This is a genomic window from Kitasatospora sp. NPDC040550 (assembly GCF_055594965.1).
The window spans coordinates 392,610-418,704 of sequence record NZ_JBVIWC010000002.1; the positions used below are offsets into that span (position 1 = coordinate 392,610).

22 protein-coding genes are annotated in these 26,095 nt (G+C 73.5%); 17 read left to right on the forward strand and 5 right to left on the reverse strand.

Going from position 1 to position 26,095, the window contains the following annotated elements; translation table 11 throughout:
- The first annotated feature begins 162 nt into the window (after nucleotides 1–162).
- Entirely contained in the window at nucleotides 163–960 is a 798-nt protein-coding gene (locus ACZ58X_RS04525) for an SGNH/GDSL hydrolase family protein (RefSeq protein WP_470332193.1), read from the forward strand.
- A 112-nt stretch (nucleotides 961–1,072) separates the two neighbouring features.
- On the opposite strand, the gene ACZ58X_RS04530 is transcribed toward ACZ58X_RS04525, so the two are convergent.
- From ACZ58X_RS04530 to ACZ58X_RS04540, 3 genes are all read right to left on the reverse strand, one after another.
- Nucleotides 1,073–1,963 (reverse strand): nitroreductase/quinone reductase family protein, encoded by an 891-nt coding sequence (locus ACZ58X_RS04530; RefSeq protein WP_470332194.1) that lies wholly within the window; start codon nucleotides 1,961–1,963, stop codon nucleotides 1,073–1,075.
- A gap of 433 nt (nucleotides 1,964–2,396) precedes the next feature.
- Complete coding sequence (locus tag ACZ58X_RS04535) at nucleotides 2,397–3,551, reverse strand: polysaccharide deacetylase family protein (RefSeq protein ID WP_470332195.1); 1,155 nt, start codon at nucleotides 3,549–3,551, stop codon at nucleotides 2,397–2,399.
- 273 nt (nucleotides 3,552–3,824) lie between these two features.
- Nucleotides 3,825–5,654 carry an AMP-dependent synthetase/ligase gene (locus ACZ58X_RS04540; protein ID WP_470332196.1) on the reverse strand — a complete coding sequence of 610 codons (1,830 nt, stop codon included), beginning with the start codon at nucleotides 5,652–5,654 and terminating at the stop codon, nucleotides 3,825–3,827.
- A gap of 621 nt (nucleotides 5,655–6,275) precedes the next feature.
- Between ACZ58X_RS04540 and ACZ58X_RS04545 the strand changes: the two genes are divergently transcribed.
- From ACZ58X_RS04545 to ACZ58X_RS04565, 5 genes are all read left to right on the forward strand, one after another.
- Nucleotides 6,276–9,407: a sensor histidine kinase gene (locus ACZ58X_RS04545; protein WP_470332197.1), complete on the forward strand. Its 3,132-nt coding sequence runs from the start codon at nucleotides 6,276–6,278 to the stop codon at nucleotides 9,405–9,407.
- Nucleotides 9,404–9,823: a roadblock/LC7 domain-containing protein gene (locus tag ACZ58X_RS04550; RefSeq protein ID WP_470332198.1), complete on the forward strand. Its 420-nt coding sequence runs from the start codon at nucleotides 9,404–9,406 to the stop codon at nucleotides 9,821–9,823. Before ACZ58X_RS04545 ends, ACZ58X_RS04550 begins: the two co-directional genes overlap by 4 nt.
- 8 nt (nucleotides 9,824–9,831) lie before the next feature.
- Entirely contained in the window at nucleotides 9,832–10,443 is a 612-nt protein-coding gene (locus ACZ58X_RS04555; protein ID WP_470332199.1) for a DUF742 domain-containing protein, read from the forward strand.
- Nucleotides 10,424–11,071: a GTP-binding protein gene (locus tag ACZ58X_RS04560; RefSeq protein ID WP_470332200.1), complete on the forward strand. Its 648-nt coding sequence runs from the start codon at nucleotides 10,424–10,426 to the stop codon at nucleotides 11,069–11,071. The genes ACZ58X_RS04555 and ACZ58X_RS04560 overlap by 20 nt, the downstream gene beginning before the upstream one ends.
- A 732-nt stretch (nucleotides 11,072–11,803) precedes the next feature.
- Entirely contained in the window at nucleotides 11,804–12,631 is an 828-nt protein-coding gene (locus ACZ58X_RS04565) for a winged helix-turn-helix domain-containing protein (protein ID WP_470332201.1), read from the forward strand.
- 214 nt (nucleotides 12,632–12,845) lie between these two features.
- Here the strand turns inward: ACZ58X_RS04565 and ACZ58X_RS04570 are convergent, their stop codons facing one another.
- A complete protein-coding gene (locus ACZ58X_RS04570) occupies nucleotides 12,846–13,628 on the reverse strand; it encodes an IclR family transcriptional regulator (protein ID WP_360229722.1) in 783 nt (260 codons plus the stop codon).
- A gap of 530 nt (nucleotides 13,629–14,158) precedes the next feature.
- Between ACZ58X_RS04570 and ACZ58X_RS04575 the strand changes: the two genes are divergently transcribed.
- From ACZ58X_RS04575 to ACZ58X_RS04600, 6 genes are all read left to right on the forward strand, one after another.
- Nucleotides 14,159–15,208, forward strand: coding sequence for an ABC transporter substrate-binding protein (locus ACZ58X_RS04575; protein ID WP_470332202.1), 1,050 nt, complete (start codon nucleotides 14,159–14,161; stop codon nucleotides 15,206–15,208).
- Nucleotides 15,209–15,440: 232 nt separating this feature from the next.
- On the forward strand, nucleotides 15,441–16,469 hold the full coding sequence (locus ACZ58X_RS04580; protein WP_470332203.1) for an NrtA/SsuA/CpmA family ABC transporter substrate-binding protein: 1,029 nt from the start codon (nucleotides 15,441–15,443) through the stop codon (nucleotides 16,467–16,469).
- On the forward strand, nucleotides 16,466–17,332 hold the full coding sequence (locus ACZ58X_RS04585; protein ID WP_470332204.1) for an ABC transporter permease: 867 nt from the start codon (nucleotides 16,466–16,468) through the stop codon (nucleotides 17,330–17,332). The genes ACZ58X_RS04580 and ACZ58X_RS04585 overlap by 4 nt, the downstream gene beginning before the upstream one ends.
- Complete coding sequence (locus ACZ58X_RS04590; protein WP_470332205.1) at nucleotides 17,329–18,117, forward strand: ABC transporter ATP-binding protein; 789 nt, start codon at nucleotides 17,329–17,331, stop codon at nucleotides 18,115–18,117. The genes ACZ58X_RS04585 and ACZ58X_RS04590 overlap by 4 nt, the downstream gene beginning before the upstream one ends.
- Nucleotides 18,118–18,254: 137 nt before the next feature.
- Entirely contained in the window at nucleotides 18,255–19,160 is a 906-nt protein-coding gene (locus ACZ58X_RS04595; protein WP_470332206.1) for an ABC transporter substrate-binding protein, read from the forward strand.
- Between the two features lie 3 nt (nucleotides 19,161–19,163).
- Complete coding sequence (locus ACZ58X_RS04600; protein WP_470332207.1) at nucleotides 19,164–20,237, forward strand: LLM class flavin-dependent oxidoreductase; 1,074 nt, start codon at nucleotides 19,164–19,166, stop codon at nucleotides 20,235–20,237.
- A 127-nt stretch (nucleotides 20,238–20,364) separates the two neighbouring features.
- On the opposite strand, the gene ACZ58X_RS04605 is transcribed toward ACZ58X_RS04600, so the two are convergent.
- Nucleotides 20,365–21,357, reverse strand: coding sequence for an aldo/keto reductase (locus tag ACZ58X_RS04605; RefSeq protein WP_470332208.1), 993 nt, complete (start codon nucleotides 21,355–21,357; stop codon nucleotides 20,365–20,367).
- A 521-nt stretch (nucleotides 21,358–21,878) separates the two neighbouring features.
- Here ACZ58X_RS04605 and ACZ58X_RS04610 point away from each other — a divergent pair.
- The 5 genes from ACZ58X_RS04610 to ACZ58X_RS04630 all read left to right on the forward strand — a co-directional run bounded on the left by ACZ58X_RS04610 (nucleotide 21,879) and on the right by ACZ58X_RS04630 (nucleotide 26,070).
- Nucleotides 21,879–22,898, forward strand: a complete 1,020-nt coding sequence (locus ACZ58X_RS04610; RefSeq protein WP_470332209.1) for an LLM class flavin-dependent oxidoreductase — start codon at nucleotides 21,879–21,881, stop codon at nucleotides 22,896–22,898.
- A 299-nt stretch (nucleotides 22,899–23,197) separates the two neighbouring features.
- Nucleotides 23,198–23,764 (forward strand): TetR/AcrR family transcriptional regulator, encoded by a 567-nt coding sequence (locus tag ACZ58X_RS04615; protein ID WP_470332210.1) that lies wholly within the window; start codon nucleotides 23,198–23,200, stop codon nucleotides 23,762–23,764.
- 148 nt (nucleotides 23,765–23,912) lie between these two features.
- Nucleotides 23,913–24,497: a DUF4865 family protein gene (locus ACZ58X_RS04620; protein ID WP_470332211.1), complete on the forward strand. Its 585-nt coding sequence runs from the start codon at nucleotides 23,913–23,915 to the stop codon at nucleotides 24,495–24,497.
- Nucleotides 24,498–24,514: 17 nt separating this feature from the next.
- On the forward strand, nucleotides 24,515–25,123 hold the full coding sequence (locus tag ACZ58X_RS04625; protein WP_470332212.1) for a carboxymuconolactone decarboxylase family protein: 609 nt from the start codon (nucleotides 24,515–24,517) through the stop codon (nucleotides 25,121–25,123).
- Nucleotides 25,120–26,070, forward strand: coding sequence for a phosphotriesterase family protein (locus tag ACZ58X_RS04630; protein ID WP_470332213.1), 951 nt, complete (start codon nucleotides 25,120–25,122; stop codon nucleotides 26,068–26,070). The genes ACZ58X_RS04625 and ACZ58X_RS04630 overlap by 4 nt, the downstream gene beginning before the upstream one ends.
- The last annotated feature ends 25 nt before the right edge of the window (nucleotides 26,071–26,095 follow it).

A 26,095-nucleotide genomic window follows, 5' to 3' on the forward strand; every position in this document is an offset into this window, starting at 1 on the left:
CGCCGGCAGTCGGCGTGATGGTCGGCGTGAACTGACCCCGCGTGCGCGGTAGTTCACCTCGGCGCCGACGGACCGTCCGTCAATGTCTTTGGCATGAACGCTTCCATGCTCGATTACCGCTTGGTATCCCTTTCTGTGACCCGCGTCATACCTGGAGGTGCGATGCTCCGCCCTGCCCGTGCCCTCTCCGTCGCCGCTGTCGCGGCGGCCCTCACCATGACGACGCTCTTCACCGCGTCGGCCGCCGATGCGGCCGGCGTGAACTACGTCGCCCTCGGCGACTCCTACTCGGCCGGTGTCGGCGCCGGCAACTACCTGGGCGACAGCGGCAGCTGCAAGCGCAGCGCCAACGCGTACGCCGAGCTCTGGACGAACGCGAACTCCCCGGCCTCCTTCACCTTCGTCGCCTGTTCAGGTGCGAGAACCGGTGACATCCTCAACAGCCAGATCTCCGCACTGAACAGCGGCACCACGCTGGTCAGCCTCTCGGTCGGCGGCAACGACGCGGGCTTCTCCAGCACCATGAAGACCTGCGTGCTGGGCTCCGACAGCGACTGCCTCAACGCCGTCAACACGGCCGAGAACTACGCGACCAACACCCTGCCCGGCCAGCTGGACCGGGTGTACAGCGCCATCAGCGCCAAGGCCCCGAACGCCCACGTCGTGGTGATGGGCTACCCGCACCTCTACCAGATCGGCGGCTACTGCCTCTTCGGCATCGGCGACACCAAGCGGGCCGCCATCAACGAGGCCGCCGACACCCTGGACGGCGTGATCGCCAAGGAGGTCGCCAACGCCGGCTTCACCTTCGGCGACGTGCGTGACGCCTTCGCCGGCCACGAGATCTGCGGCTCGCAGGACACCTGGCTGCACAGCACCACCCTGCCGATCGACGAGAGCTACCACCCGAACTCGGCCGGCCAGTCCGGGGGCTACCTCCCGGTGTTCAGCCAGTCCTGAGGCGTCCCCGCGCTGCCGCTCCGTCACTCCGCCGTCCCTGGTGGGCTGAGGGTGCGACGCCGGTGCCTCCGTCCTCCCCCAGGGCCCGGGAGGGGACGGCGGCACCGTCACGTCAGTGCCCGGCGCCGGGGCCCGGCCGCACCGGCGGGAAGGGGATCCCGGCCAGGGCGGGCAGCAGCTCCGCCTCCTCGTGGTCGAGATGCGCCTCCAACTCGGCCGACATCCGGTCCAGTTCGGAGCGGAGCCGGTCCGGCTCGGTGACCTCGATCCCGGCCAGCAGCGCCACCAGCTCCTCCTTGATCCGCCCGATCGCCCGGTGCTGCTCACCGAGCCGCTCCAGCACCCCGGCGAGCTCGGGGTGGCTGCGCGCGAGGGCGGGGAAGATCGCGGAGTCCTCGCCGGTGTGGTGGTGCGTCAACCCCTCGCAGAACGCGAGGCAGTGCTGGCGCAGTTGCAGCCCGAGCCCGGCCGGGCGGCCGGGGGAGTGGGCGTGGGCCTCGGCCCGGACATGGCGCAGCTGGGCCCGCAGCCAGCTGTGCGCCTCCAGCAGCTTGTCGGCCAGGCTGCGGACGTCGCGCGGATGGCCCGGCGGCGCTTCGGGGCGCTCCAGGACGACCACCGGCAACTCCCGCTCGGTGTGCGCCTGGTAGTCGCCGTACCCGGGTGCCCGGCGGACGACGGTGGTGAACAGCCGCTCCCGGCGCGGGCCTTCGGCGGGCACAGCGATCGCGTCGAAGGTCTCGGTGCCGAGCTCGACCCGGACCACGGGATGGGCCAGCAGATTGCGGTACCACTGCGGGTGTTCGGGTGCGCCGGCGGCCGAGGCGACGACCAGGAGCAGCCCCTCGGACCGGACGTACCCGAGCGGTACAGTGTGCGGCCGACCGGAGCGCGCCCCGGTGGTGGTCAGCAACAGCAGGTCGCCGCCCTCGAACGGACCGCCGACCCGGCCGTCGTTGGCGCGGAACTCCTCGATGACATTCAGGTTGAAGGACATGGGCATGGGTGTGTGGTGAAGTCTCCTGCGAGTGAGGGGGCGCGGCCACACACGGCATCACGCGACGAACCGGCGGACACCGTGGTGGCCGCCTGGGTCAGATCAGGGCAGCGGAGAAGGTGCTCATCGCGCATCGTCCCTTTGCGTGCAAGGTGCTGGCTCGGCCGTCGGCCGGCCCACTGCTCTGTGGCCGACGCCGCGCTGCACGCCCCCATTAGAGGTGGGCTGCGGATGCCCTGTCAATGGGTGTGATCACCGCGGAGCGTGCGCAGGGAGAGGGGGCGGGAGTGACGGCGCCGAACGGGTGGCAGCGAACGGATGGTAGATGACAGGGAACAGCTGACAGCTGACAGATTTCATCATCTGAAATCTGTCAGCTGTCAGCTGTCATCCGTTCGCGGCCCGGGGCGGACAAGACCGGTCAACCCAAGGTGGTCGGTCAGCCCAGGTAGTCGATCAGTCCGGCCGGCTTGAGGCCCGCGGCGTCGGCGGCGGCGAGGGCGCGCGGCAGGTCGGTGGCGAGGGTGTCGGTCCAGTGCATGAGGACCACGTCGCCCGGCTGGAGCGGGCCCGGGTGCCAGATGTTGGAGGCGCCCCAGCTGTAGTCGGCGTCGGCGGTCAGCACGGTGCGGATGCCGCAGTTGGCGGCGGCCTGCAGGGTGTCGGCGTTCCAGGTGAAGAACGGCGGGCGGAACACCACGGGCGCGGTGCCGAACAGCCGGGTCATCGCGTCGCGTGCGTCGCAGATCTCCACCTGCTGCTGCTCCAAGGGGAGTTTGCTCAGGTCGGAGTGCGAGACGCTGTGGTCCTGGATGGAGGAGCCGGGCACGGCGGTGACCCGCTTGAAGAAGTCCGGGTCGGTGCCGGCCGGCATCGGCAGCGGGAAGGCCGTGATCGGCAGGTGGTGGTCGGCGATGAAGCGTTCCGCCTCGGGGGTGCGCTGCCAGCCGTCGTCCACGGTGAAGAAGACGACCTTGTCGGTGGTCGGGATCGAGCCGGCCGCCACCGCCGGGGCGGGCGCCGGGCCGTCGACCCGTACGTCGTCCACCGAGAACGGGCCCTGCTGGTACCAGCCGTGCACGTACAGCCGGATGCTGTGGGCGTTCGGGCCGGTGGTGAAGCGGGTGGTCAGCTGCTGCCAGCCGCCCGAGGTGGTCTCGGTCCAGGCGGGGGCGACGTCCCGGCCGGTGCCGGTGGCGCCCAGGTAGACGAAGTTGCCGCGTACCCAGGCCGAGGCGGTGTAGGTGGTGTTGGGTTGGACGGCGACGGTCTGCGCGCACTCGCCGGTGGAGTCGCCGTTCGCCGGGGTGACGGTGAGCGCCGAGGTGCCGGAGTGCGCGGCGGTGGCGACGGCCGCCTCGGCCGGCCCGCCGGTGCAGCTCCAGCCGGGGATGCTGCCCCAGTCGGCGAGGTTGGGGGAGGGTAGTTCGAAGCCGGGGTTGGTGGCCAGGTTGACGGTCGCGCCGCCGGCGCCGCCGACGGGCCCGGCGGAGGAAGCGGCGGAGGAAGCGGCGGGAGAGGCGGAAGCCGCCGGGACGGCGAAGGCGGTGAGCAGCGCGACGGAGGCGGCCAGCGCGGACAGGCGCGTGGACATTGACACGTGAGGACTCCAGCAGGTGGGGGCACGCCCGTGGGGAGGGCGCGAAACGGGAATCTGGACCGTGGAACCGGGGCGCTCCCGGAGGGGCGGGAGCGGGTGGTGCAGGTGCGCCGCACTCGGACCGAAGAGCAACAATGGACTGGACCAATCCACCCGTCAAGGGAACGGCAGGTGAACCGCAGGGCGAACGATCCATCCTGAAGCGGGACAAGACGGTACGTCAGAAGCCATGTCCGGCGGGATGGTTCGGATGGTGGTCGGCCCGGCTCAGGAGAGGTACAACTCCTCGATGTCCGTCGAGTAGTACTCCGCGATCGCCGTCCGCCGCAGCTTGAGCGAGGGGGTCAGCAGTCCCTGTTCCAGGCTGAACTCCCGCGGCAGCAAGCGGAACGCGCGGATCGACTCGGCCCGCGAGACGGCGGTGTTCGCCGCCGCCACCGCGCGCTGGACCTCGATGTGCAGCTGCTCGTCCGCCAGCACCGCCCAGGCGTCCAGCTGCTCCCGTCCGTGGGTCTTGAGCCAGTGCGCCAGCGCGGCCGGGTCGAGGGTGATCAGCGCCGCCACGTACGGGCGGTCGTCGCCGACCACCAGGCACTGGGAGACCAGCGGGTGCGCCTCGACCCGTTCCTCCAGCGCCGTCGGGGCGAGGTTCTTGCCGCTGCTGGTGACGATCAGGTCCTTCTTGCGGCCGGTGATGGTGAGGTAGCCGTCCTCGTCCAGCCGGCCCAGATCGCCCGTGCCGAACCAGCCGTCGACCAGCGACTCCGCCGTGCACTGCGGGTGGTTGAGGTAGCCGCCGAAGACCGAGCCGCCGCGCACCCACACCTCGCCGTCGTCGGCGATGGCCACCGAGGCGCCCGGCACCGGCTGCCCGACGGTGCCGAGCTTCTGCCGGCCGGCCGGGTTGGCGGTGATCGCCGCGCTGGTCTCGGTGAGGCCGTAGCCCTCGTAGAACTGGAGCCCGGCGCCGGTGAAGAAGAGGCCCAAGTCCCGCCGCAGCGAAGAGCCTCCGCACATCACGGTGCGCACCCGCCCGCCGAGCACGGCGCGCAGCTTCGGGTAGACGGTCCGCTCGTAGGCGAGGTGGCGCAGCCGCAGGGTCGTACCGGGGCCGGGCCCGCGACCGAAGGCCTTCTGCTCCCGGGCGGCCGCCCAGTCGACGGCCACCTGCCGGGCCTGCTCGAAGAGTTCGCCGCGCCCGGCCTCCTCGGCGGCTCGCCTGGCCCGCTGGAAGATCTTCTCGAAGACGTACGGGACGGCGTGGAGGAAGGTCGGCCGGAAGCTCGCCAGGGCGGGCAGTAGCGCGTCGGTGGAGACCTCGGGGACGTGCCCGATCCGGAAGCCGCCGCGGATCGCCGCGATCTGCACCGCCCGTCCGTAGACGTGCGCCAGCGGTAGGAAGAGCAGGGTGGCGGGCTGGCCGCCACCGCCGGTGTCGCGCAGCACCTCGCCCCAGCCGGTGAGCAGCGAGTCGGCCTCGGCGGCCAGGTTGGCGTGGCTGATCAGGCAGCCCTTGGGGCGCCCGGTGGTGCCCGAGGTGTAGACCACGGTGGCGATGTTGGCGGCGGTGACGCCGAGCCGCTGGCGGTGCACCAGGGCGTCGGGGACGCCCAGGCCGTCCTCGGTGATCGCGGCGACGCAGTCGCGGTCCAGTTGCCAGATCCCGGTCAGGTCGGGCAGGGCGTCGCAGACCGCGCCGACCGTCATCGCGGCGTCCTCGTCCTCGACCAGGCAGGCCACGGCCTGGGTCTCGGCGAGGATCCAGCGCACCTGCTCGGGGGCGGCGGTGGGGTAGACGGGGACGGTGATCGCGCCGATCGACCAGAGTGCGTAGTCGAACAGCGTCCACTCGTAACGGGTGCGGGACATCAGGGCGACCCGGTCGCCGTAGCGCACGCCGCGGGTCAGCAGGCCCTTGGCGAGGGCGAGGACGTCGTCCCGGAACTCCCGTGCGGTGACGTCCCGCCAGCGCCCGTCGCCGGTCCGCCGGGACAGTTGCACCAGGTCGGGGCGGCGTTCGGCGGTGTCGTACAAGGAGTCGGCGAGTCCTCCGGTGGCCTCGGGCCCGGCCGGGGCGGGGGTGGTGAACTCGCGCACAGTCCTCCCCAGTTCGCGTCTCGCGGCGCTGTCCGTCGGCCCCGGCGCACGGGCACCGGGATGGCGGCGCCCGGTCGTGCGGGGTGGTGCGAAACTATCGGATCGGCCTGTCACTGCCCAGGGTTGTGACGGTGACGCGACGAGATCGGCACCGGTCCGCACGGATGGTGTCGTAGTTGGGGAGGAGTCGCGGAGGTGCCCGTCGCTCTCCCGTGGGCCCTCCGGGGGTCGCCTGGGAGCGGTCCATGGGCCGTCGAGGAGCCGTCCGGGGGAGCGGCCCATGGGCCGTCGGGGAGTCGTCCGGGGCGCGTCCGGGAACCGTCGGTGACGGCCGGGTGACGGGTCGGCGGGGAGGGGCCGGGTTCGACTCGGGTCGGGTCGGGGCGGGGCAGGGCGGGGGTGGATCGCGGCCGCCCCCTGACGTGTCCCGGGCAAGGCGAAGAAGCGGAATGGTTCGACCCTCGAACGTGTGGTCAGGGCGTAGTAGAGTCTCGCAGACCCGTGACCGGGAGCCCCCGCAGCTCCCTGCCCAGGGCTCCCCCTCCAGCACCCCCCCCAGTACCCCGGAAACCCTCCGAACCGCTCCCCGTCCGCGCCTGGCACTTCCCGACCGAGGACTCCATGCGTCTGCGCAGCAGCTCGATCCGCGCGAAGATCATCGCGCTGCTCCTGGTGCCCATCGTCGCGCTCGTCGCCCTGTGGGCGTACGCGACGCTCGCCGCCACCGGGGACGCCTGGAGCCAGCTCTCGATCAGCCGTACGTACAAGGACTACGGGGCGGCGGTGGACCAGTACACCGGCGACCTGCAGAACGAGCGCCGCGCCGCCGTCCAGCACCTGGCCGACCCGAACTCGCCGGTCGCCCGGGACGGCTTCGAGCACGCCAGGGCGGCCACCGACCACAGCCTCGCGGTGCTGCGGCAGAAGAAGGACGCCGCCGGCGACCGGCTCTCCACCGGCCAGCGGGCCCGCCTGATGCAGATCATCGCCGCCGCCGACCAGCTCGGCCCGCTCCGCGCCCAGGTCGGCCGACTGGCGCTCAACTGGGAGTTCGCCCTCGGACAGTACAGCGACCTGATCCGCCCGGTGTTCGGCTTCCGGTCCGCGTACGTCGCCCGGCAGAGCGGCCAACTCCCGCGCCAGGGAACCATCCTGATCGAGCTGGTGCGCGCCCGCGAGTACCTCTCCCAGGAGGACGCGGCGATGGAGGGCCTGCGCACCGGCGCGGCCCGGCCCACCGCCGAGCAGTACCAGGCCGCGCTGGACGCCCTGCACAACCAGCAGGCCCTGTTCACCGTCTACATCGCCGAGCTGGAACCCGCCGACCAGGCCGACTACATCGCACTGCGCGGCGGCGAGGCCTGGGGCGCGCTGGCCCGGGCCGAGGCGGACTTCGTCGGCGCCGGCGGCCCCGACCGGGTGGTCCAGGCGCTCAACGGCGACAACTGGCGGGAGACCGCCGACCGCTCGCTCGGCGACCTCTCCTCGATCAACTCCCGGATCACCGCCGGGATGGACGAGCGCGGGCGCTCGGCCGCGATCGCGGCGCTGTGGCGCGGTGGCATCGCCGGCGCGATCGGCCTGGTCGCCGTCGTGCTGTCGGTGATGATCTCCTTCCGGATCGGGCGCGGCCTGGCCCGCGAGCTGATCAACCTGCGCAACGCGGCCAATGAACTCGCCAGCACCCGACTGCCGTCCGTCATGCTCCGGCTGCGCCGCGGCGAGCCGGTGGACGTCGCCGTCGAGGCGCCCGAACTGCGGTTCGGCCAGGCCGAGATCGGACAGGTCGGCCAGGCCATCAACGCGGTCCAGCGGGCCGCCGTGGAGGCGGCCGTCGAACAGGCCGAGCTGCGTCGCGGCGTCGCGGCGGTCTTCGTCAACCTGGCCCGGCGCAGCCAGGTGCTGCTGCACCGGCAGCTCACCCTGCTCGACACCATGGAGCGCCGCACCGAGGATCCGGCGGAGCTGGAGGACCTCTTCAAGGTCGACCACCTCACCACCCGCATGCGCCGACACGCCGAGGGCCTGATCATCCTGGCCGGCGGCTCGCCCGGGCGCGCCTGGCGCAAGCCGGTCCGGATGGTGGACGTGGTCCGCGCGGCGGTCGGTGAGGTCGAGGACTACGCCCGGGTGACCGTCCGGCCGTTCCCCGGCACCGGCCTGCTCGGCAGCGCCGTCGCCGACGTCACCCACCTGATCGCCGAACTGGTCGAGAACGCCGCGGTGTTCTCCCCGCCGTCCACCCAAGTCACCGTTCAGGGTGAGGTGGTGGCGCACGGCTTCGCGCTGGAGATCGACGACCGCGGGCTCGGGCTGAGCGAACAGCTGCTCGCCGAGATCAACGAACGCATCACCGAGGAGCAGGAGTTCGACCTCGCCGACACCGACCGGCTGGGGCTGTTCGTGGTCAGCCGGCTCGCCCGGCGGCACGGCATCCGGGTCCACCTGCGGCCGTCCCCGTACGGGGGGACGACGGCGGTGGTGCTGATCCCGCGCGAACTGCTGGCGGAGGCGCCCGACGGCTTGCCGGAGCCGCCCGCGACCGGGGTTGGTGCCGGTGGTGCTACCGGCGGGGGGCGACGGTCGGTGGGCCGGGCGGTCGGGCGTACAGCCGGGCGGCGTGACCTGGTCGCGGTGCCCGACCCGGCCTCCGGTGGTACCGCGGACCCGTCCGCGGGCGCTGCCCCGGCCGCGACCGCGGGCACGGATCCGGCCACGGGCAGGTCCGCGGGTCCGGCGCCGACCGGGGGAACGGCCGGGCGCCACCGGGTGACCGGCGGACCGCGGCCGTCCGTGCCCGAAGCCGGGCGTACGGCCAACGGACTGCCGCGCCGGGCGGCACGGACCAAGAGCGGTCCGGTGCTGGTGCCCGCGCCGCCGTCGGACGTCGAGAGCGGAGCGGGGACGGGCCGTCACCGGCGGGACGCGGCCCACGCCGCGGGCGCTGCGGGCGCTGCCGTGGACACCGTGGTGGACACCGGGCCGGCGGATGCAGTGCCGGTGGGCGCAGCGCTGGCGGACGCAGTGCCGGCGGACGCAGTGCCGGTGGGCGCCGAGCGGGCGGGCCGCACCCTCGTGGACGTCGTGCCCGGAGGCGCCGTGCCCGGAGGCGCCGTGCCCGAGGATGCCGGGTCCGCAGGTGCGGCCCCCGTCGCCGCCGCTCCGGCCGATGCCGCGCCCCGGACGCCGGGCGGGCTGCCCCGTCGGGTCCGGCAGGCGAACCTCGCGCCGCAGCTCAAGGAACTGGCGAAGGACCGCCTCCGCGGAGAGACCGAGGCCGCGGGCCGGGCCGGAGGACCGTCGTCGGAGGCCACCGACACGCGGGAGGCCGGCCGGGCCGCGGAGGTCCGGGAGCGCTCGCCGGAGGAGGCCAGGGCCACCTTCGCCTCGTTCCAGCGCGGCTTCACCCGGGGCCGCGGCACGACCGCCCCGGCGGACCGTACGGCCGCGTCGGCCGCCCGGCCCGTCGCCGTACCGCGCTGGCAGCCGCCGGACACCTCCCGGCGGGCGATCAGCCCCGCGCCCGCCCCGGCGGCGCTGCCCGCACCGGCGCCCGGCGACGCCGCCCGGGCGCCGCTGGCCCGCCGGATCCCGCCGGGCCAGCCGGTGCGGCGGAACCCTGCGGCCGTCCCGGCCGTACCACCGGTGACACCCTCAGTGCCCGTAGCACCGGCAGGACCCGCCACACCGGCAGGATCCGCAGCCCTCGCAGTACCCGCACCACCCGCTCCAGCGGAAGGAACTGATTCATGACCACTTCGACGCAGCCGTCCGGGGACCTCAACTGGCTCCTGGACGACCTGGTGGGCCGGGTCGCGGCCCTGCGGCACGCGGTGATCCTCTCCAGCGACGGGCTGGCCACCGGCGCCTCGCGCGACCTCGAGCGCGAGGACGCCGAGCACCTCGCCGCGGTGGCGGCCGGGTTCCACAGCCTGGCCAAGGGGGCCGGCGGGCACTTCAAGGTCGGCGGGGTCCGGCAGACCATGGTGGAGCTGGACGAGGCGTTCCTGTTCATCACGGCCGCGGGCGACGGCAGCTGTCTGGCCGTGCTGAGCGAGGCCGAGGCGGACATCGGCCAGATCGCCTACGAGATGGCCCTGCTGGTCAAGCGGGTCGGCGAGCACATGACCGCCGAGCCGCGCACCGAAACCGCCGCGCCGAGGGGCTGAGCGGTCCGATGGCGGATCCGATGGCGGGCGGCTCGGTGACCCCGGAGGGCTCGGTGACCCCGGAGGGCGCGGAACCGGCGGGCACGGCCCCGGACGGTGCGCGGTCCGACGGTCCGGCCTCCGGTGGCACGGCCCCGGCCGGCGTGGGGCCCGACGGCCCGGCCTCCGATGGTGCGGGGCCGGAGCAGGACACCCCGGGTGGACCCGAGGTCGACCTGTTCCGGCCGCGCACCTCGGCCGACGACCGGTGGTTCGACGACGAGGCCGGTCCGGTGGTGCGGCTCTACTCGATGACCAGGGGCCGCACCCGGCCGGTCGAGGAGGGGCTGTTCGACCTGATCTCGCTGGTCACCGCCAAGGAGCCCGGGCCGGACGCGGGGGCCGTTCCCGCGCACGTCCTCGACCCGGAGCACCAGACCCTGCTGGCCTGGTGCCGCCACGAGCCGCTGTCCGTCGCCGAGCTCGGCTCCTACACCGACCTGCCGGTCAGCGTCGTGCGCGTCCTGCTCGGCGACCTCTACGACGCCGACCTGATCAGCGTCACCCGACCCGTTCCGCTCGCCGAGCTGCCGGACGAGCGCCTGCTGCGAGACGTGATCAATGGACTCCGTGCGCTCTGACCCCACCCCGCCGAGCACCGCTCCCGAACCCGCCGGGAGCGCCAACGACCCGCGCTGGCGCGGCGGTCCGGCCGCAGCGGTGAAGATCCTGGTGGCGGGCGGGTTCGGCGCGGGCAAGACCACCCTGGTCGGGTCGGTCAGCGAGATCCGGCCGCTGCGCACCGAGGAGGAGCTCAGTGAGCTGGGCCGCCCGGTGGACGACACCTCGGGCGTGGAGGCCAAGCGGACCACCACGGTGGCGATGGACTTCGGCCGGATCGACCTGCGGCCCGGCCTCGCGCTCTACCTGTTCGGGACGCCCGGGCAGGACCGGTTCTGGTTCGTCTGGGACGAGCTGGCGCGCGGCGCGCTCGGCGCCGTGGTGCTCGCGGACACCCGGCGGCTGGCCGACTGCTTCCCCTCCGTCGACTTCTTCGAGCAGCGCGGCATCCCGTTCCTGGTCGCGGTCAACTGCTTCGACGGCACCGAGCGGTTCGCCCCGGAGGAGGTCCGGGACGCCTTGGACCTCGACCCGGGCATCCCGGTGGTGCTGTGCGACGCCCGGCTGCGGGAGGACGGCAAGGGACTGCTCGTGGCGCTGGTCGAGCACGCCGCCGAGCTCCGTCGGCGGGCCGCGGCCGGGACCTGAGGCTCCGTGGGATCGGCCCTGGTCAGGGGCGCTTCGTGCACCCGACGTCTCATTCGGTGGTCCACATGTCGGACGAACGGTGCGCGGAAGGTTGCCTAGACAGGCTCGGGCGTGGAAGGCTCTGTGGACGTAAGCCGTCCCGGCGCGCACCGGATCATGGGTGTGTCGCCGCGCGGGCAACGAAGCGCGATGAAGCGCAACGAAGCGCAAACGCGTGGAGCACGACCAGGCAGGACGAAGGGGGAGGGCAGCAGGGATGACCGTCGGCAAGCGACGCATCACCACCGTCCCCGGCCCCGTCGTGCCGGTGCTCACCGTCCGCCGCTACATCGACCACGCGCTGATCTGCAGCGCCTGTTGTCGCTGACCGGCCTCCTCCCCTCCGGTACGTCCCCGGCACCCCAGGCCTGCACCCGGCCGCCGCCCGACGCACCACCGACCCCGTCGACCAGGCCGTAGCGGACCGCACGTCAGGAGCGCCCGCGGCCGACCGATCCGGCCCCGCCCCGCGGAGAGACCACCAGTGAACACCGTTCGCCCCAGCAACTCCCTCGAACCGTTCTGGCCGTCCCGGCAGCCACACCTGTTCGATCAGACGTGTCCGGGTTCGCCCAGCGCGTCCCGGCCCTCCGCCCGCTGAACCCGGTCCCCCCGGTCCAGCTCCGGCAGTACGCCCGGTCGACGCGCAGACGACTCCACCCCGTCCGTCACGCGCGAAATGAGCGGCACACCATGTCTTCCTCCTCCACGGCCACCCTGCCCCTGCCCACCGCGACCCCGCACCTGCGCGCGGTCCGCTCCGTTCCTCCGGTTTCCCTCCCTCCCGTCTCCGTCGTTCCCTCCGTCGTTTCCTCCGTCCCGTCGGTCTCGCCCGTGGTCGGGTCGGTCCGTCCGGGGGCCGGTACGGGTGCCGGTCCGGCCGGCGCCCCGGTCGTCGTCGGCCCCCAGCCCGGGGCGGTCGCGCCGCCGGCGCCCGCGTCGCTGCTCGCCGCACTGCCGGAGGGGGCGGCCGTCGTCGCCGCCCTGCCGCAGGGCGTGCTGCCGCAGGGCCTGCTCGCCCAGTACGGTGCGCAGACCGGCGCGCCCGCCGGTCACCCGATGATCGGCTACCTGGTGCTGGTGCCGGCCGAGGGCCCGACGGCCGGGCCGGTCGGCCTGGCCGGGCACGCCGCACCGGGCACGCTGCCTGGCGGTACCGGTGCGGGAGGTGTCGGTACGGGCGCCGCGGGTACGGGCGCCGCACCGGCCGCCGTCCGTCCGGTCCGGCCCGCCGGACGCGGCATCGCCGTCGACGCCGAGCGGCGCAACGCCTACGTCGACGGGCGGCTGCTCGACCTCACCTACCTGGAGTTCGAGCTGCTGGCCCACCTCACCGAGCACCCGCAGCGGGTGCACACCCGGGACCACCTGGTCTCGGCGGTCTGGGGCTACGGCCACGTCGGGGACGGTCGCACGGTCGACGTGCACGTCGCCCGGCTGCGCCGCAAGCTCGGCCCCGCCTACCGGGACTCGATCGTGACGGTGCGCCGGGTCGGGTACAAGTACACGCCGGTCAACTGAGCTGCTGCTCCACCCTGTTCGGCTGTCGGCCCACTGCTTCGGGCCACATTCTTCGGTCCGTCGCCTTCCGTGCGAGGCCGCTTCGCGTCGCAGCGGGCCGTCCGTTCCTTCCGTGAACGGGCGGTCCGCTGCGGCGTGTCGGTGCTGAGCATGGGGGCCGTGCAAGCGGGCCGTGCGAGTGGGCCGTGCGAGTGGGGCCGGATGAGCCTGCCGGTCAGGCTCGTTGGTCGGGTGGCAGCAGGAGGACGGACAGGGCCTCGGCGCAGGTCCGGGCGTGGGCGAGGAACCGGTCCAGCCGGTCGTCGGTGAGGTGCGCCGGGGTCGAGCGGACCGCGAGCGCGAACCGGGCCTGCCCGGCGGCGTCCAGTACGGGAACCGCGAGCGTCCGTACCCCGGCGGCGGACTCGCCGTCGTTGAGCGCGTGACCGGCCGCCCGCACCCGCGCCAACTCCTCTTCCAGGAGCGCCGGTTCGGTGATCGTGCGGTCGGTGAACGACGGTAGCGGGCCGAGTGCGGACACGGCCGCCTCACCCGCGCGCGGCCAGGCGAGCAGGACCTTGCCGAGTGCGGTGGAGTGCAGCGGCCGGCGCAGGCCGAGTCCGGTGTCCGGCCGGACCGAGCCGCCGACCAGGATGACGGCGTGCGGGCCGCTGCGGATCGCCAGGTCGGCGGTCGTTCCGGTGCGCCGGGAGAGCAGCTCCAGCTCGGGGCCGGCCAGATGCAGTCCGCGCTGGTGGAAAGTGAGTTGGCCGAGTTCGGCGACCGCCGGGCCCAGTCGGTAGCGGGCCGTCTGATCGTCCTGCTCCAGGAACCCGGCGCTGACCAGCGTGCGGGCGAGCCGGTGCGCCGTGGAGACAGAGAGGTCCATCCGGCGGGCCAGGTCCGAGGCGCTGAGGTCGGGGCCGTTGTCGTGGAAGCAGTGCAGCAGCCCGAGCGCGCGCTGGACGGCCTGGGCGCCGGCCGGGGGGCTCTGGACGGCGGTGGCGGCCTCGGCCATGGCACCTCGCGTTCGGTTCGTGGCTCCGGGCGGTGCGCCGGAGGGAGTCTCAGCGTAGGGCAGCGCGTGCTGCGGAGATGTGTCAACGACGTTGCAATGGAATGGCGTTGATGAACAACTGGTCCCACCATGTGGCAAAGGCTTGCTTCCGGCTCGACCGGCGTGGAACGCTCCTCGCATCGCGCCGCCCGGCTCCCCGGTGCGGACGGCGCGACATCGCCATCGCCATCGTCATCGCCGTCCCACCTCGCCCGCGCTCGGTGCACCCGTGCGCCGCGACGCGTGGATCTCCGTGCGCCGGAACCGGAAGGAGCAGCGCCGTGACGTCCCACCGGCGTGTTCCCTCCTGTTCCTGTTGTCGCTGACGCTCCTCGTTCCCCCTGCTCCTGCTTCTGCGCCTTCGTACACCGTGCGTGTGTGCTCTGCGCTCTGCTTCCCGCTCGCTGCTGCGCGCCCTGCCGCGCGGCGGCGGTGCACCCGAACTCCGATGCCTCCGACCGTCGTCGGACCCCCGAAGAGGACCACGCCCCGTGCCCAGTCGTTCGCCGAGTTCCTCCGCCGTTCCCGAAACCCTCTGGTTCACCCGCTGCCCGGTGCCCACCGCGACCGGTATCGCCGCCGATCAGGGGTGGCTGGCGCGGGAGTTCGCCGCGGACGGGATCGCCGTCCGTTCGCTCCAGGACGCCCCGCCGGAGGTGGCCGCCGACCACCACTACACCCACGCGCTCACCGGACTCTTCCGCGAGGGCGGCAACGTGCCGGCGCTGTGGGCCCGTTCGCGGGGGGAGGCGACCAGGCTGATCGGGTTGACCTGGATCGAGGAGCGGCAGGTCGTCCTGGTCCGGGCCGGGAGCGGCATCGGCGAGCCCGGGCAGCTGCGCGGGCTCAGGCTGGCTGTTCCACATCATGGGATCGGCATCGACTTCTGGCGGGCCATGGCCCTGGCCGGCTTCCGGGGTGCCCTGGCGCTCGCGGGTCTCGGGCTGGAGGACGCCGAGCTGGTCGACGTGCCGGCGGTCCCGGGCGGCGGTCAGTGGTCCGCCGAGCTGTCCGCACTGCGAGACGGCCTGGTAGACGCCGTCTACGTGAAGGGGGCGCTGGCCGTCGAGGCGGCCCGCCGGATCGGCGCGGAGGTGGCGGTGGAACTGGACACGGCCCCGGACTGCCGGGCCCGGGTCAACAACGGCACGCCCCGGCCGGTCACCGTCCACCAGCGGCTGCTGGACGAGCACCCGGACCTGGTCGCCCGCTTCCTGGCGGTCCTGCTGGAGGCCGCGGACTGGGCCGCCGAGCGTCCGGCGGAGGTGGCCAGGATCCTCCAGGCCGAGACCGGCGCGGGTGCGGAGGGCGTCGCGGGCGCCTATGCGGCGGGCGGCCATCGCACGCTGCACCTGGACCTCTCGGAGGACCGGCTGGAGCTGCTGGCGCAGCAGGAACGTTTCCTTGCGGGGCAGGGCTTCCTCGCCACGCCGGTCGACGTCCGCGCCTGGGCCGATCCGGAGCCACTCCGCGCCGCGCGCGAACTGCTGCGCGAGCGGCGGGCGGTGGGTAGCGGGCGAGGGGCGAGCGTGACCGGCTGACCGTCCCGGTCGTTCGTCCGGCCAGTCGGCTGTGCCAGTCGGCTGTGCCAGTCGGTGGCGTCGGCTGGTGCCGCCCGGCGCCCGGCGCCCAACGCCAGAGGCCCGACGCCATCCGGCGCCGCTCGGTGGAGTTCGGCGAACAACTTTCAGCGAACAGATTTCAGATAACAGAGTTCAGCGAACAACTTTCGAAAGTTGTCAGTTGTCATCTGTCACCCGTTTTGGAGACCCCGTGAACACCGCCCGCCTCGCCCTCGCCGCCACCGCGCTGCTCGCCACCACCGCCCTGGCCGCCTGCGGCTCGTCCACCGACGGGGGCAGCGCCTCCGCCGCAGGCGGGGCCGGCGGCAAGGCCGACACCGTGCTCCGCCTGCCCGACCCCGGGAACAACGGGTTCCTCGCCCGTGGCAAGAAGGACGGCTCGCTTGACCGGGCCCTGGCCGCCGTCCACGCCAAGGTGGCCTGGACCGGCAGCGCGGGCCCCTTCGCCCCCGCCGCGCAGGCCCTGTCCGCCGACCAGCTCGACGTCGCCCAGGGCTCGATCACCTCGGCCGTCGCCGCGCTCGCCCAGAAGCCCGGCTTCAAGTTGTTCGCCCAGACCGCTCCGGACGGTGTCGGCGAGGGCATCCTGGTCAAGAACGACTCGCCCATCAAGACCGTGCAGGACCTCGTCGGCAAGAAGGTCGCCGTCTCCCAGGGCGGCACCAGCGAGTACCTCCTGCTCAAGGCGCTCGAGAAGAACGGCGTCCCGGCCGACCAGGTCCAGCGGGTCTACCTGCGCGCCGACCAGACCTCGGGAGTCTTCAACTCCGGCCAGGTGGACGCCTGGGCGACCTGGAACACCTTCTCCACGCCCACCATCGCCAATGCCGGCGCGCACTTCCTGGTCGACGGCAAGGCGATCGGCTCCGACAACTACGCGGTCTGGGCGGTCCGCAACGGCTTCGCCGACAAGCACCCCGACGTGGTCAAGGCCTTCTACGCCTACCTGCGCGACAACGGCGCCAAGGAGAAGGCCGATCCGGCCGCCTACCTCAACGTCTTCACCGACTCCGGCCCGACCGCCGTCACCCCGGCCGAGAAGGACGTCGCGGTGAACGTCAGCCGGCAGGCCGCCCCGGCCGACGTCATCTCGGCGGCCGACACCGCCCGCTTCGGCACCGTCGCCCAGTTCTTCGCCGACCAGAAGGTCACCAAGCAGCTGGTCGACGTCAAGCCGTACCTGATCGACATCGACACCTTCGGCGGCGGTGCCAAGTGACCGCGCCCGCAACGGAACAGGACTCCGAGGACACCCGGGCCGCCCTGGCCGCGGGCCTGGTGGCGCCGCGCGCCCAGCTCCGACGGCCCCGCCCGCGGGCCCTCGCCGTGCTGCTGCGCACGCTCGGTCCGCTGGCCCTGCTCGGAGGTTGGGCGCTCGCCTCCGTCACCGGCGCGCTCACCCAGGACGTACTCGCCTCGCCGGACCAGGTCGCCGAAGCCGTCGGCGAGTTGTGGGGCAACGGCCAGCTGACCGACGCCCTCGCCGTGTCGCTCACCCGGGCCGGACTCGGACTGCTGCTCGGTGCCACCACGGGACTGGTGCTCGGTGTGGTGACCGGATTCACCCGCCTCGGCGAGGAACTGCTCGACTCGGCGATCCAAGTCCTGCGCACCGTACCGTTCCTGGCGCTCGTCCCGCTCTTCATGGTGTGGTTCGGCATCACCGAGACCGCGAAGGTCGCCCTGATCGGGGTGGCCACCAGCTTCCCGATGTACGTATCCGCCTCGGGCGGGGTCCGCAACACCGACCGCAAGCTGGTGGAGGCGATGCGCAGCTTCGGCCTGGGCCGCTGGGCGATCGTGCGGACGGTCGTGCTGCCCGGGGCGCTGCCCTCCCTGCTATCCGGCCTGCGACTTTCCATGACGCTCAGCGTGATCGCCCTGATCGCCGCCGAGGAGATCAACTCCACCGAGGGCATCGGCTACTTGATGGCCCAGGCCCAGAACTACTCGCGCACCGACGTGCTCGCCGTCTGCATCCTGATCTACGGTCTGCTCGGCCTCGCTGCCGACGGCATCGTCCGGATCCTGGAACGGCTGCTGATGCCGTGGCGCCGCGCCGTCCGAGGAGCCGCCCGATGACCGCCCCCGCCGGCTCGCCGCCCGCCCCGGCCTCGACCGTGAGCACCGCCGTGAGCTCCGCTGGAAGCACCACCGCAACAACCGAAGGCGCGGCCCCCGCCGTCCATCTGCGCGGCCTGCGCAGGGTGTTCGGCACCAGGGCCGTGCTCGACGGCGTCGACCTGTCGATCGCCCGGGGTGAGTTCGTCGCCCTGCTCGGTGCCAGCGGTACCGGGAAGACCACCCTGCTGCGGATCCTCGGCGCGCTGGACCAGGCCGACAGCGGCACCGTGCTGGTGCCGCGGGTCCGTACGGTGGTCTTCCAGGAGCCCCGACTCGTCCCGTCCAAGCGGGTGTTGGCCAATGTCACGGTCGGTCTGCCGCGCGGTGCGGCGGCCCGGGAGACCGGGTTGAAGGCACTCGCGGAGGTGGGCCTGGAGGGGCACGCCGAGGACTGGCCGGCCACCCTCTCGGGCGGCGAGGCACAGCGTGTCGCACTGGCCAGGGCGCTCGTGCGCGAGCCTCAACTCCTGCTCCTGGACGAACCGTTTGCGGCGCTGGACGCCCTGACCAGGCTGCGGATGCAGGACCTGGTCGGCGACCTCGTCCGGCGCCACCGTCCCGCCGTGCTGCTGGTCACCCATGACGTGGACGAGGCCGTCCGGCTCGCCGACCGTGTCGCCGTACTGCGCGACGGTCTGCTGGTCCGGGACGAGACCGTCGGTGTCGAACGCCCTCGGGACCCGGCCGACCCCGCCTTCGCCGCCCTGCGCCGCCGACTGCTCGCCGACCTCGGCGTCCAATGAACGGCGTTCCGCCACGCTGCCACCGCGCCACCGCGCCACCGTTCCGCCGTTCCGCCGTTCCGCCGTTCCGCTCTTTCCGTACAGCACGCCACACATGTCTCCCGCACGAACCCGTACGCACCACTGGAGTTGACCAGATGACCGTCACCCTCGGCGTCCACGCCAGCAATCCCACGCTCTACTACCTCGCCCGACTGCCCTATCTGGAGGAGGAGTTGGCCCCGCTCGGAGAGAGCGGCGCGTTCCACCACTACACCGACGGCACCCGCACCGGGCAGCTGCTCGCCGACGGCACCATCGACTTCGGCGGCACCGGTTCGACCCCGCCGATCACCGCCCAGGCGGCCGGCCACGACCTGGTGTACGCGGCGGTCTCCGCGCCCCGCCCCGACCACGGCGCGCTGCTCGTCCTGGACGCCGGGCCGGTCCGTACGGTCGCCGACCTCAAGGGCGGCACCGTCGTGCTCGGCGTCGGCTCCTGGCAGACCCACCTGCTCGCCAAGGCCCTGGACGCGCACGGGCTTTCGTACGGCGAGGACGTCACCCCGGCGCGGCCGGTGGCGGGGGAGGACCAGGCCCGAAGGCTGCGCGAGGGCGAGATCGCGGGCTGGGTCGCCCAGGGCGCCGAGCTCGCCGCGGCCCGTCGCGGCGGGGAGTTTCGCGAGCTGGTCCGCACCGGGGACGTCATCACCGACCGCTCGGTCTTCTTCACCCGCCGGGACTTCGCCACCGACCGCCCCGAGGTGGTCGCCGCGATCGCCACCGCGCTGCGCCGGGCGGACGCCTGGGTGGCCGCCCACCCGGCCGAGGCGGCCGCGATCGCGGCCCGGGAGCTGGGCGGAACGGCCGCGGACTGGCGTGCCGCGCTCGCCGCGCTGCCCTGGCGACTGGAGCCGGCCACCGACGCGTTCGTGGCCGAGCAGCAGGAGGCGGCGGACATCTTTCACCGGGTCGGCTTCATCGACCGCGCGCTGACCGTCGCCGACGCCCAACTGTCCGTTCTGGAGGCCCCGGTGGCCGCCGCACTCGGGAAGGACAGCTGAGCCGTGGCCTCCGAAGTCCTCTGGTACATCATCCCGCGCGAAGGGCACTACCCCTGGGAGCCGTCCGGCCGACGCCCGGTGGACCTGCGGTACCTGCAGCAACTCGCGGGCAGTGTCGAGCGCTTGGGCTACACCGGTGCGCTGCTCGCCACCGACCTGTACGACGTCTGGACGCTCGGCAGCGCGCTCGCCGCCGCCACCGGACCGGCCTTCAAGCCGCTGCTGGCCGTCCATCCCGGGCTGGTCTCGCCCACCCTGCTCGCCAAGATGGCGCTCAGCTTCGACCGCCTGCACGGCGGGCGGCTGCGGTTCAACGTGGTCAACGGCTCCACCGCGCAGCTCCGCGAGTACGGTCTGGACGTCGAGCACGACGACCGCTACCGCCTCAGCGCCGAGTACTGGTCGATCGTCAAGCGCCTCACCTCCGGCGAAGTCTTCGACCACGAGGGCGAGTTCTACCGGTTGAAGAACGCCGGTGCGAGCCTGCGCGAGCTCACCCCGGTGCAGCCCGGTGGCATCCCGCTCTGGTTCGGCGGCAGCTCGCCGGCCGGAATCGAGATGGCCGCCCAGCACGTGGACGTCTACCTGACCTGGGGCGAGCCACCGCACCTGCTCAAGGAGAAGCTCGACCTGGTCCGCGAGCGCTCCGCCGCGCACGGACGGAGCCTGCGGATCGGGCTGCGGCTGCACCTGGTCGTCCGGGACACCGAGGAGGAGGCCTGGGCCGCCGCCGACCGGCTGCTGGACGTGACGAGCGAGGCGACGTACGCCCGGCAGCTGGGATCGGCGGAGGGGGAGGACGGCGTGGGCTGGCAGCGCCAGTTCCGTCAGCACGGCGGAAAGGTCCCGGCGCGAGCCCGGGAGCTGGAGGCCTACCCCAATCTCTGGCCCGGCATGAGTCTGTTCCGGCCCGGTCCGGGGACGGCGGTGGTCGGCTCGACGGCCCAGGTGGTCGAGCGGTTGAAGGAGTTCGAGGCGCTGGGCGTCGACACCTTCATCCTCTCCGGCAACCCGCTGCTGGAGGAGGCCCACCGGGTGGCAGAAACGGTTCTTCCGGCCTTGGGCATCCGCCGCTGACGGCTGACAGGTAACCGTCGACAGCTGACGGATGACAGATGTCGACGAACAGATGACAGCTGACAGATTTCGAAATCTGTCAGCTGTCATCCGTCATCTGTCGCCCGTCACCCGTGGCCCGTTCCCGTCACGCGCTCAGCCGGTCGATCTCCGCCAGCTGCTCCTCCGTCAGCGGCCCGCCGGCCAGTGCGTCGAGGTTCTGGTCCAGCTGGGCCACGCTGCTCGCGCCGATGATCACCGAGACCACCCGCGGGTCCCGCAGCACCCAGCACAGGGCGAGCTGGGCCAGCGTCTGGCCGCGCTCCTCGGCGACCTTGTTCAGTGCCCGCAGCTGGTCCAGCTTCGACTCGGTCAGCACCTCCTCGGTCAGGAACTTCCCCACCGACATGCGCGACCCGGCCGGGACCCGGCCCGAGAGGTAGCGGTCCGTCAGCAGGCCCTGGGCCAGCGGCGAGTAAGCGATCAGGCTGGTCCGGGTGTCGCCCACCGCCTCCAGCACGCCACCCTCCTCCACGTTCCGGTTGAGGATCGAGTACGCCGACTGGTTCAGCAGCACCGGCGTCCCGAGCTCGCGCAGGATCGCCACCGCCTCCCGGTGCTGCTCCGCCGGGTAGTTGGAGATCGCCGCGTACAGGGCCCGGCCCGAGCGCACCGCGCTGTCCAGCGCGCCCATCGTCTCCTCGATCGGGGTGTCCGGGTCGTAGCGGTGCGAGTAGAAGACGTCGACGTAGTCCAGCCCCATCCGGCCCAGCGACTGGTCCAGGCTGGCCAGCAGGTACTTGCGGCTGCCGCCGTTCCCGTACGGGCCGGGCCACATGTCCCAGCCGGCCTTGGTGGCGATGAACAGCTCGTCGCGGTACGGCCGGAAGTCCTGTGCGAACAGGTAGCCGAAGTTGCGCTCCGCGCTCCCGTACGGCGGTCCGTAGTTGTTCGCCAGGTCGAAGTGCGTGACGCCCCGGTCGAAGGCCCGGCGCAGCACCGCCCGCTGCACGTCCAGCGGCTGGGCGTCACCGAAGTTGTGCCAGAGCCCCAGTGAGACGGCGGGCAGCTGAACTCCGCTGCGGCCGGCCTTCCGGTAGGTCATCGAGGCATAGCGGTCATCCGCGGCGAGGTAGCTCATGCCGGACATCTTGCCAGTCGGCCCCGCCCGATCAAGTCCCCGGGAGTGTCTTGCCCCGCCTCCTTCCGCTGCTTATCCTCGCGGAGGACCAGGTGGGACGGCGCGGGGCCGGTTGCGGCCGCGCCCGGACGAGGCGGAGGGGGAGCGTGATGGCAGTCCGGACCGTAGCGGCCGAGGCCACCGTGACCGTCGTGCCCCGCTGTTGTCGCCGCCACCGCCGCAGCACCCTGCGCTGACGCCGCCCGCGGGCCGTCAGGCCCGCCCCGGTCCGCCCCCGGTGCTGCCCGTCCGAGCGCAGCGCCGCCGTACCCGCGCCTCCGCCGGTGCCACGCCCATCGCGCCACGCCCACCGCGCCACGCCCACCGCGCCATGCCCACCGCGTCACGGGCTCCGCACCACGGGCTCCGCACCGCGGGCTCCCCGCGTCGGTCGCGTACCCCGCGCGTCCCGCACCCGCAGCGCCCCGGACGGCCCAGTGCCGTTCCGTCGTCCGACCACCGAGCGCCCCAAGGAGACCGCCGTGCGGTTCACCGTCTCGTCCCTCGTCGCCAACGCCCCCGACCCCGTCACCGGCATCCACCGCACCCCGCAGCAGAAGCTGTGGAACGTGGTCGACCAGGCCGTCCTCGCCGAACAACTCGGTTACGACGGCTACGGGGTGGGGGAGCGGCACGGCGACCCGTTCCTCTCCCCGGCGCCTCCCGTGCTGCTGAGCGCGATCGCCGCCCGCACCAGCGCCATCCGGCTGTTCACCACGGTGACGGTGCTCAGCATCCTGGACCCGGTCCGGGTCGCGGAGGACTACGCGATGCTCGACCAACTCTCCGGGGGCCGAATCGAGTTGATCATCGGCAAGGGCAACGACCCGCGCCACTTCGGGCTGTTCGGCCTCCCCGAGGAGCGCCAGTGGGAGGCGCTCGCCGAGAACTACGGCCTGCTGCACCGGCTCTGGCGGGAGGAGAAGGTGACGTGGCGGGGCTCGACCCGCCCGCCGCTCACGGAGGCCACCGTGTCGCCGCGCCCGCTCCAGGATCCGATCCCGGTCTGGCACGGCAGCGCGACCAGCACCCGCTCGACCGACCTCGCGGCCCGTTACGGCGATCCGCTGTTCTCCGCCAACTCCTTCCACCCGCTGGCCAAGTACCGCGCCCTGGTGGAGGACTACCGCGAGCGCTGGGAGCACTACGGCCGCGACCCGAAGGAGGCCCGGGTGGGCGCGGGCTTCGGTGGACTGTACGTCGCCAGGCGTTCGCAGGACGCGGTGGAGGGCTTCCGTCCGTACTGGGACGCCATGGTCAACTCGGCCGCGGGCAAGCACAACAACTCGCCGTTCCGTTCGCTGGAGGACGCGCTGGAGGAGGGTTCGGCCCTGGTCGGCAGCCCGCAGCAGGTGATCGAGAAGATCCACCGCTACCACGAGGCCTTCGGCAACGAGGTGGTCGGGATCGGGGTCGACGCGCTGACCGAGGACGTGCAGCGGGAGCAACTGGAGCTGTTCGCGGCCGAGGTGGCACCGGTGATCCGGCGCGAACTGCCCTGAACGCCCGCCCGCGCAGGGCGCCGCGCACTCCCTACCCGGCGTGACGCCCGACACCGTGCGTAACGTGACGCGCGCCACCGGTCCGGGCCGAATGCCCATGGTCGGCGCGGGGGATGACGAACGGTCGAGGGGCCGTGGCCGCCGGGGGGCGGCGCACGGCCCTCGGTCTTTCCGCCTCCCTCCGCCGGGCGGCGCCCGCCGGCCCCACCGACCTCGCCCGACTCCGCCGCACCTCCGCCGCACCTCCGATGTCGGAGAAACCCCTTCCCTCTGTACCTACTGGTATGTACAGTGGGGCCATGACCACCCAGGACCGCCTCATCGAGAGCACTCAGGCCCTCCTCTGGGAGCGCGGCTACGTCGGCACCAGCCCGAAGGCCATCCAGCAGCGCTCCGGCGTCGGCCAGGGCAGCATGTACCACCACTTCGACGGCAAGCCCGACCTCGCCGCCGCTGCCCTGCGCCGCAGCGCCGAGCAGATGCGGAGCATCGCCGAGGCCGACCTCGCCGCCCCCGGCACCGCGTACGACCGGATCGCCGCCTACCTGCACCGTGACCGCGAGGTGCTGCGCGGCTGCCGGATCGGCCGGATGGCCCAGGACCCGGACGTGGTCGCGGACCCGCAGCTGCGCGCCCCGGTCGAGGAGACCTTCGACTGGCTGCGCGGCCGGATCGCCGAGCTGATCGCCGAGGGCCAGGCGCACGGTGAGTTCGCCACCGGCCTCGACCCGGCGGACACGGCCGCGGCCGTGGTCGCCGTCGTCCAGGGCGGCTACGTCCTGGCCCGCGCCGCGGACAGCGCCGCCCCCTTCGAACAGGCCGTCCGCGGTGCCCTCGGCCTGCTGGCCACCCACCGCCGAGCCTGACGGGCGGCGACCCGCCTCCCCGTTCACCAGCCGAGCCGGCCAGCCGGGACCGTCAGCCGGGACCGTCCGCCGAGCCCGTCAGCCGAGCCCGTCAGCCGCCGACCGCGACTCGACGGCCGCCACTCGCCCCCGACCCAGGGAGCCCGCCGTGCACGCCATGCAGTACGAGATCACCCTCCCCGCCGACTACGACATGGCCGTCATCCGTCAGCGCGTGGCCGACAAGGGCCACCTGCTGGACACCCACCCCGGCCTCGGCCTCAAGGCATACCTGGTCCGCGAACGCGGCCGGGACGGATCGCCGGTCAACCAGTACGCGCCGTTCTACCTCTGGCGCACCGCCGAAGGCATGAACCGCTTCCTCTGGGGCCCGGGCTTCCGCGGCCTGAGCGCCGACTTCGGCCGCCCGGTCGTCCGCCACTGGCTCGGCGCGGGCCTGGCCGGGGGCGCCCGGACGGAGGCTCCGAGCACCGCCACCCGCACGCTCGTCCGGCTGCCGGAGACCGCCGACCCGGCCGAGGCCGTCGAGCGGGCTCTCGCCGAGCTCCCCGCACACCCGTCGAACCCCGCCCTGCACACCGCCGCCGTCGCCGTGGACCCGAGCCGCTGGGAACTGCTCAGCCTCGCCCTCTGGTCCGGCCCCGTCCCGGAGGACGCGCCCGGAACCCGCTTCCGGGTGCTGCACCTGTCCCGCCCCGAACTCGACCGGCTGCCGGCCGGCCGCCACTGGTGAAAGGCCCCCTCGCCGCGATGCCCGCCACGACCCCCGCCACCGACTCCTCCACCGCCACCGCCGTGCCCCGGCCCCTCACCCCGGCCGACCCCGCTTCGGCCGCCCCCGCTTCGGCCGACCCCGTCCCGATCGACATCGTCCCCGCCGACCTCACACCGGCGCCGCTCGACCGCGAAGCCGGTTACGCTCTGCTCGCCGAGCTCGCCGGCCCGGCCGCCGCCGGCACCCTCGGGGGCCTGGACGCGCTCGCCCCCGGCTTCGCCGACTGGATCGTCACCAGCCTGTTCGGCGGTACCTACCAGCGCCCCGGCCTCGCCCTGCGCGACCGCCAGATCGCCAACCTGGCCGCGCTCACCGCCCTCGGCGGGGTCGAGCCGCAGCTTGCCGACCACGTGCGCAACAGCCTGCGGATCGGGATGAGCCGTGAGGAGATCACCGAGGTGATCGTCCACCTGGCCCCGTACGTCGGCGTCCCCAAGGCCCTGGCCGGCCTCCGGGTCGCCACCGCCACCTTCGCGGCGTCCGCGGCCCCGCCGGCCGACGCGCCGACGCCCCCAGCCCCGCCGGCCGACGCCCCGTCGGCCGACGCTCCCGTGACCGACTCCCCGGCGGGAGGCGCGGCATGACCGCCACCCGCACCGTACGGACCGTCCTGGGCGATCTCGCCCCCGGCGACCTGGGCGTCACCGACTCCCATGACCACCTCTTCATCCGCAGCCCCCTGCTCCCCGGCCAGGAGCTGGACGATCCGGTCGCCGCCGAGGCGGTGCTGCGCGGGTACGCGGCGGCCGGCGGCCGCTCCTTCGTCCAGTGGACCCCGCGGGGCATGGGGCGCGGCGCGGGCGACCTCGCCGCACTGTCCCGCGCGACCGGCGTCCACGTGATCGCGGCCACCGGCGCCCACCAGGCCGCCCACTACCCCGAAGGCCTCTTCCCCGCCGGTACCCCCGGCGCGCCCGGAGGCCCCGCCGCGTCGGCTGACCTCGCCGCGCACTTCGTCACCGAGCTCAGCACCGGGCTCCCCGGTGCTCCCGAGGGCGTCCGGGCCGGCCTGATCAAGATCGCCGACGACGCGGGCCCGCTGACCGGACACACCCGCCGGACGATGGCCGCCGCCGCCGAGGCGCACCATGCCACCGGCGCCCCGATCGCCGTCCACCTCGAACCCGAGGGCGACCCGCACGTCGTCCTGGACCGGCTGCACCGGCGGCACGGCGTCGCCCCGGACCGCATCCTCCTCGGCCACCTCACCCGCTTCACCGACCGGTCGCTGCACCGCAGCCTCGCCGCCGAGGGGGCGTTCCTCGCCCTGGACAGCCCCTCACGGATCGGCCACCCCGCCGACCTCCAGGCCTTCGAGGTGATCGCCGACCTGGTCGAGGCGGGCCACGCCGACCGGCTCCTGCTCGGGGCCGACACCACCACCCGGACGGCCCGCGAGGTAGGCGGCCCCACCCGGCTGCTCACCGACCTCGCCCCGCGACTGGCCCGCACCTTCGGGCCCGAGCTGGGCGACCTGCTGCTGGTCGCCAACCCGGCGGCCGCCCTGGCCACGCACTGGCGCACCCCCTGAGTCGCGTCCCCTGAGGCGTCCCCTG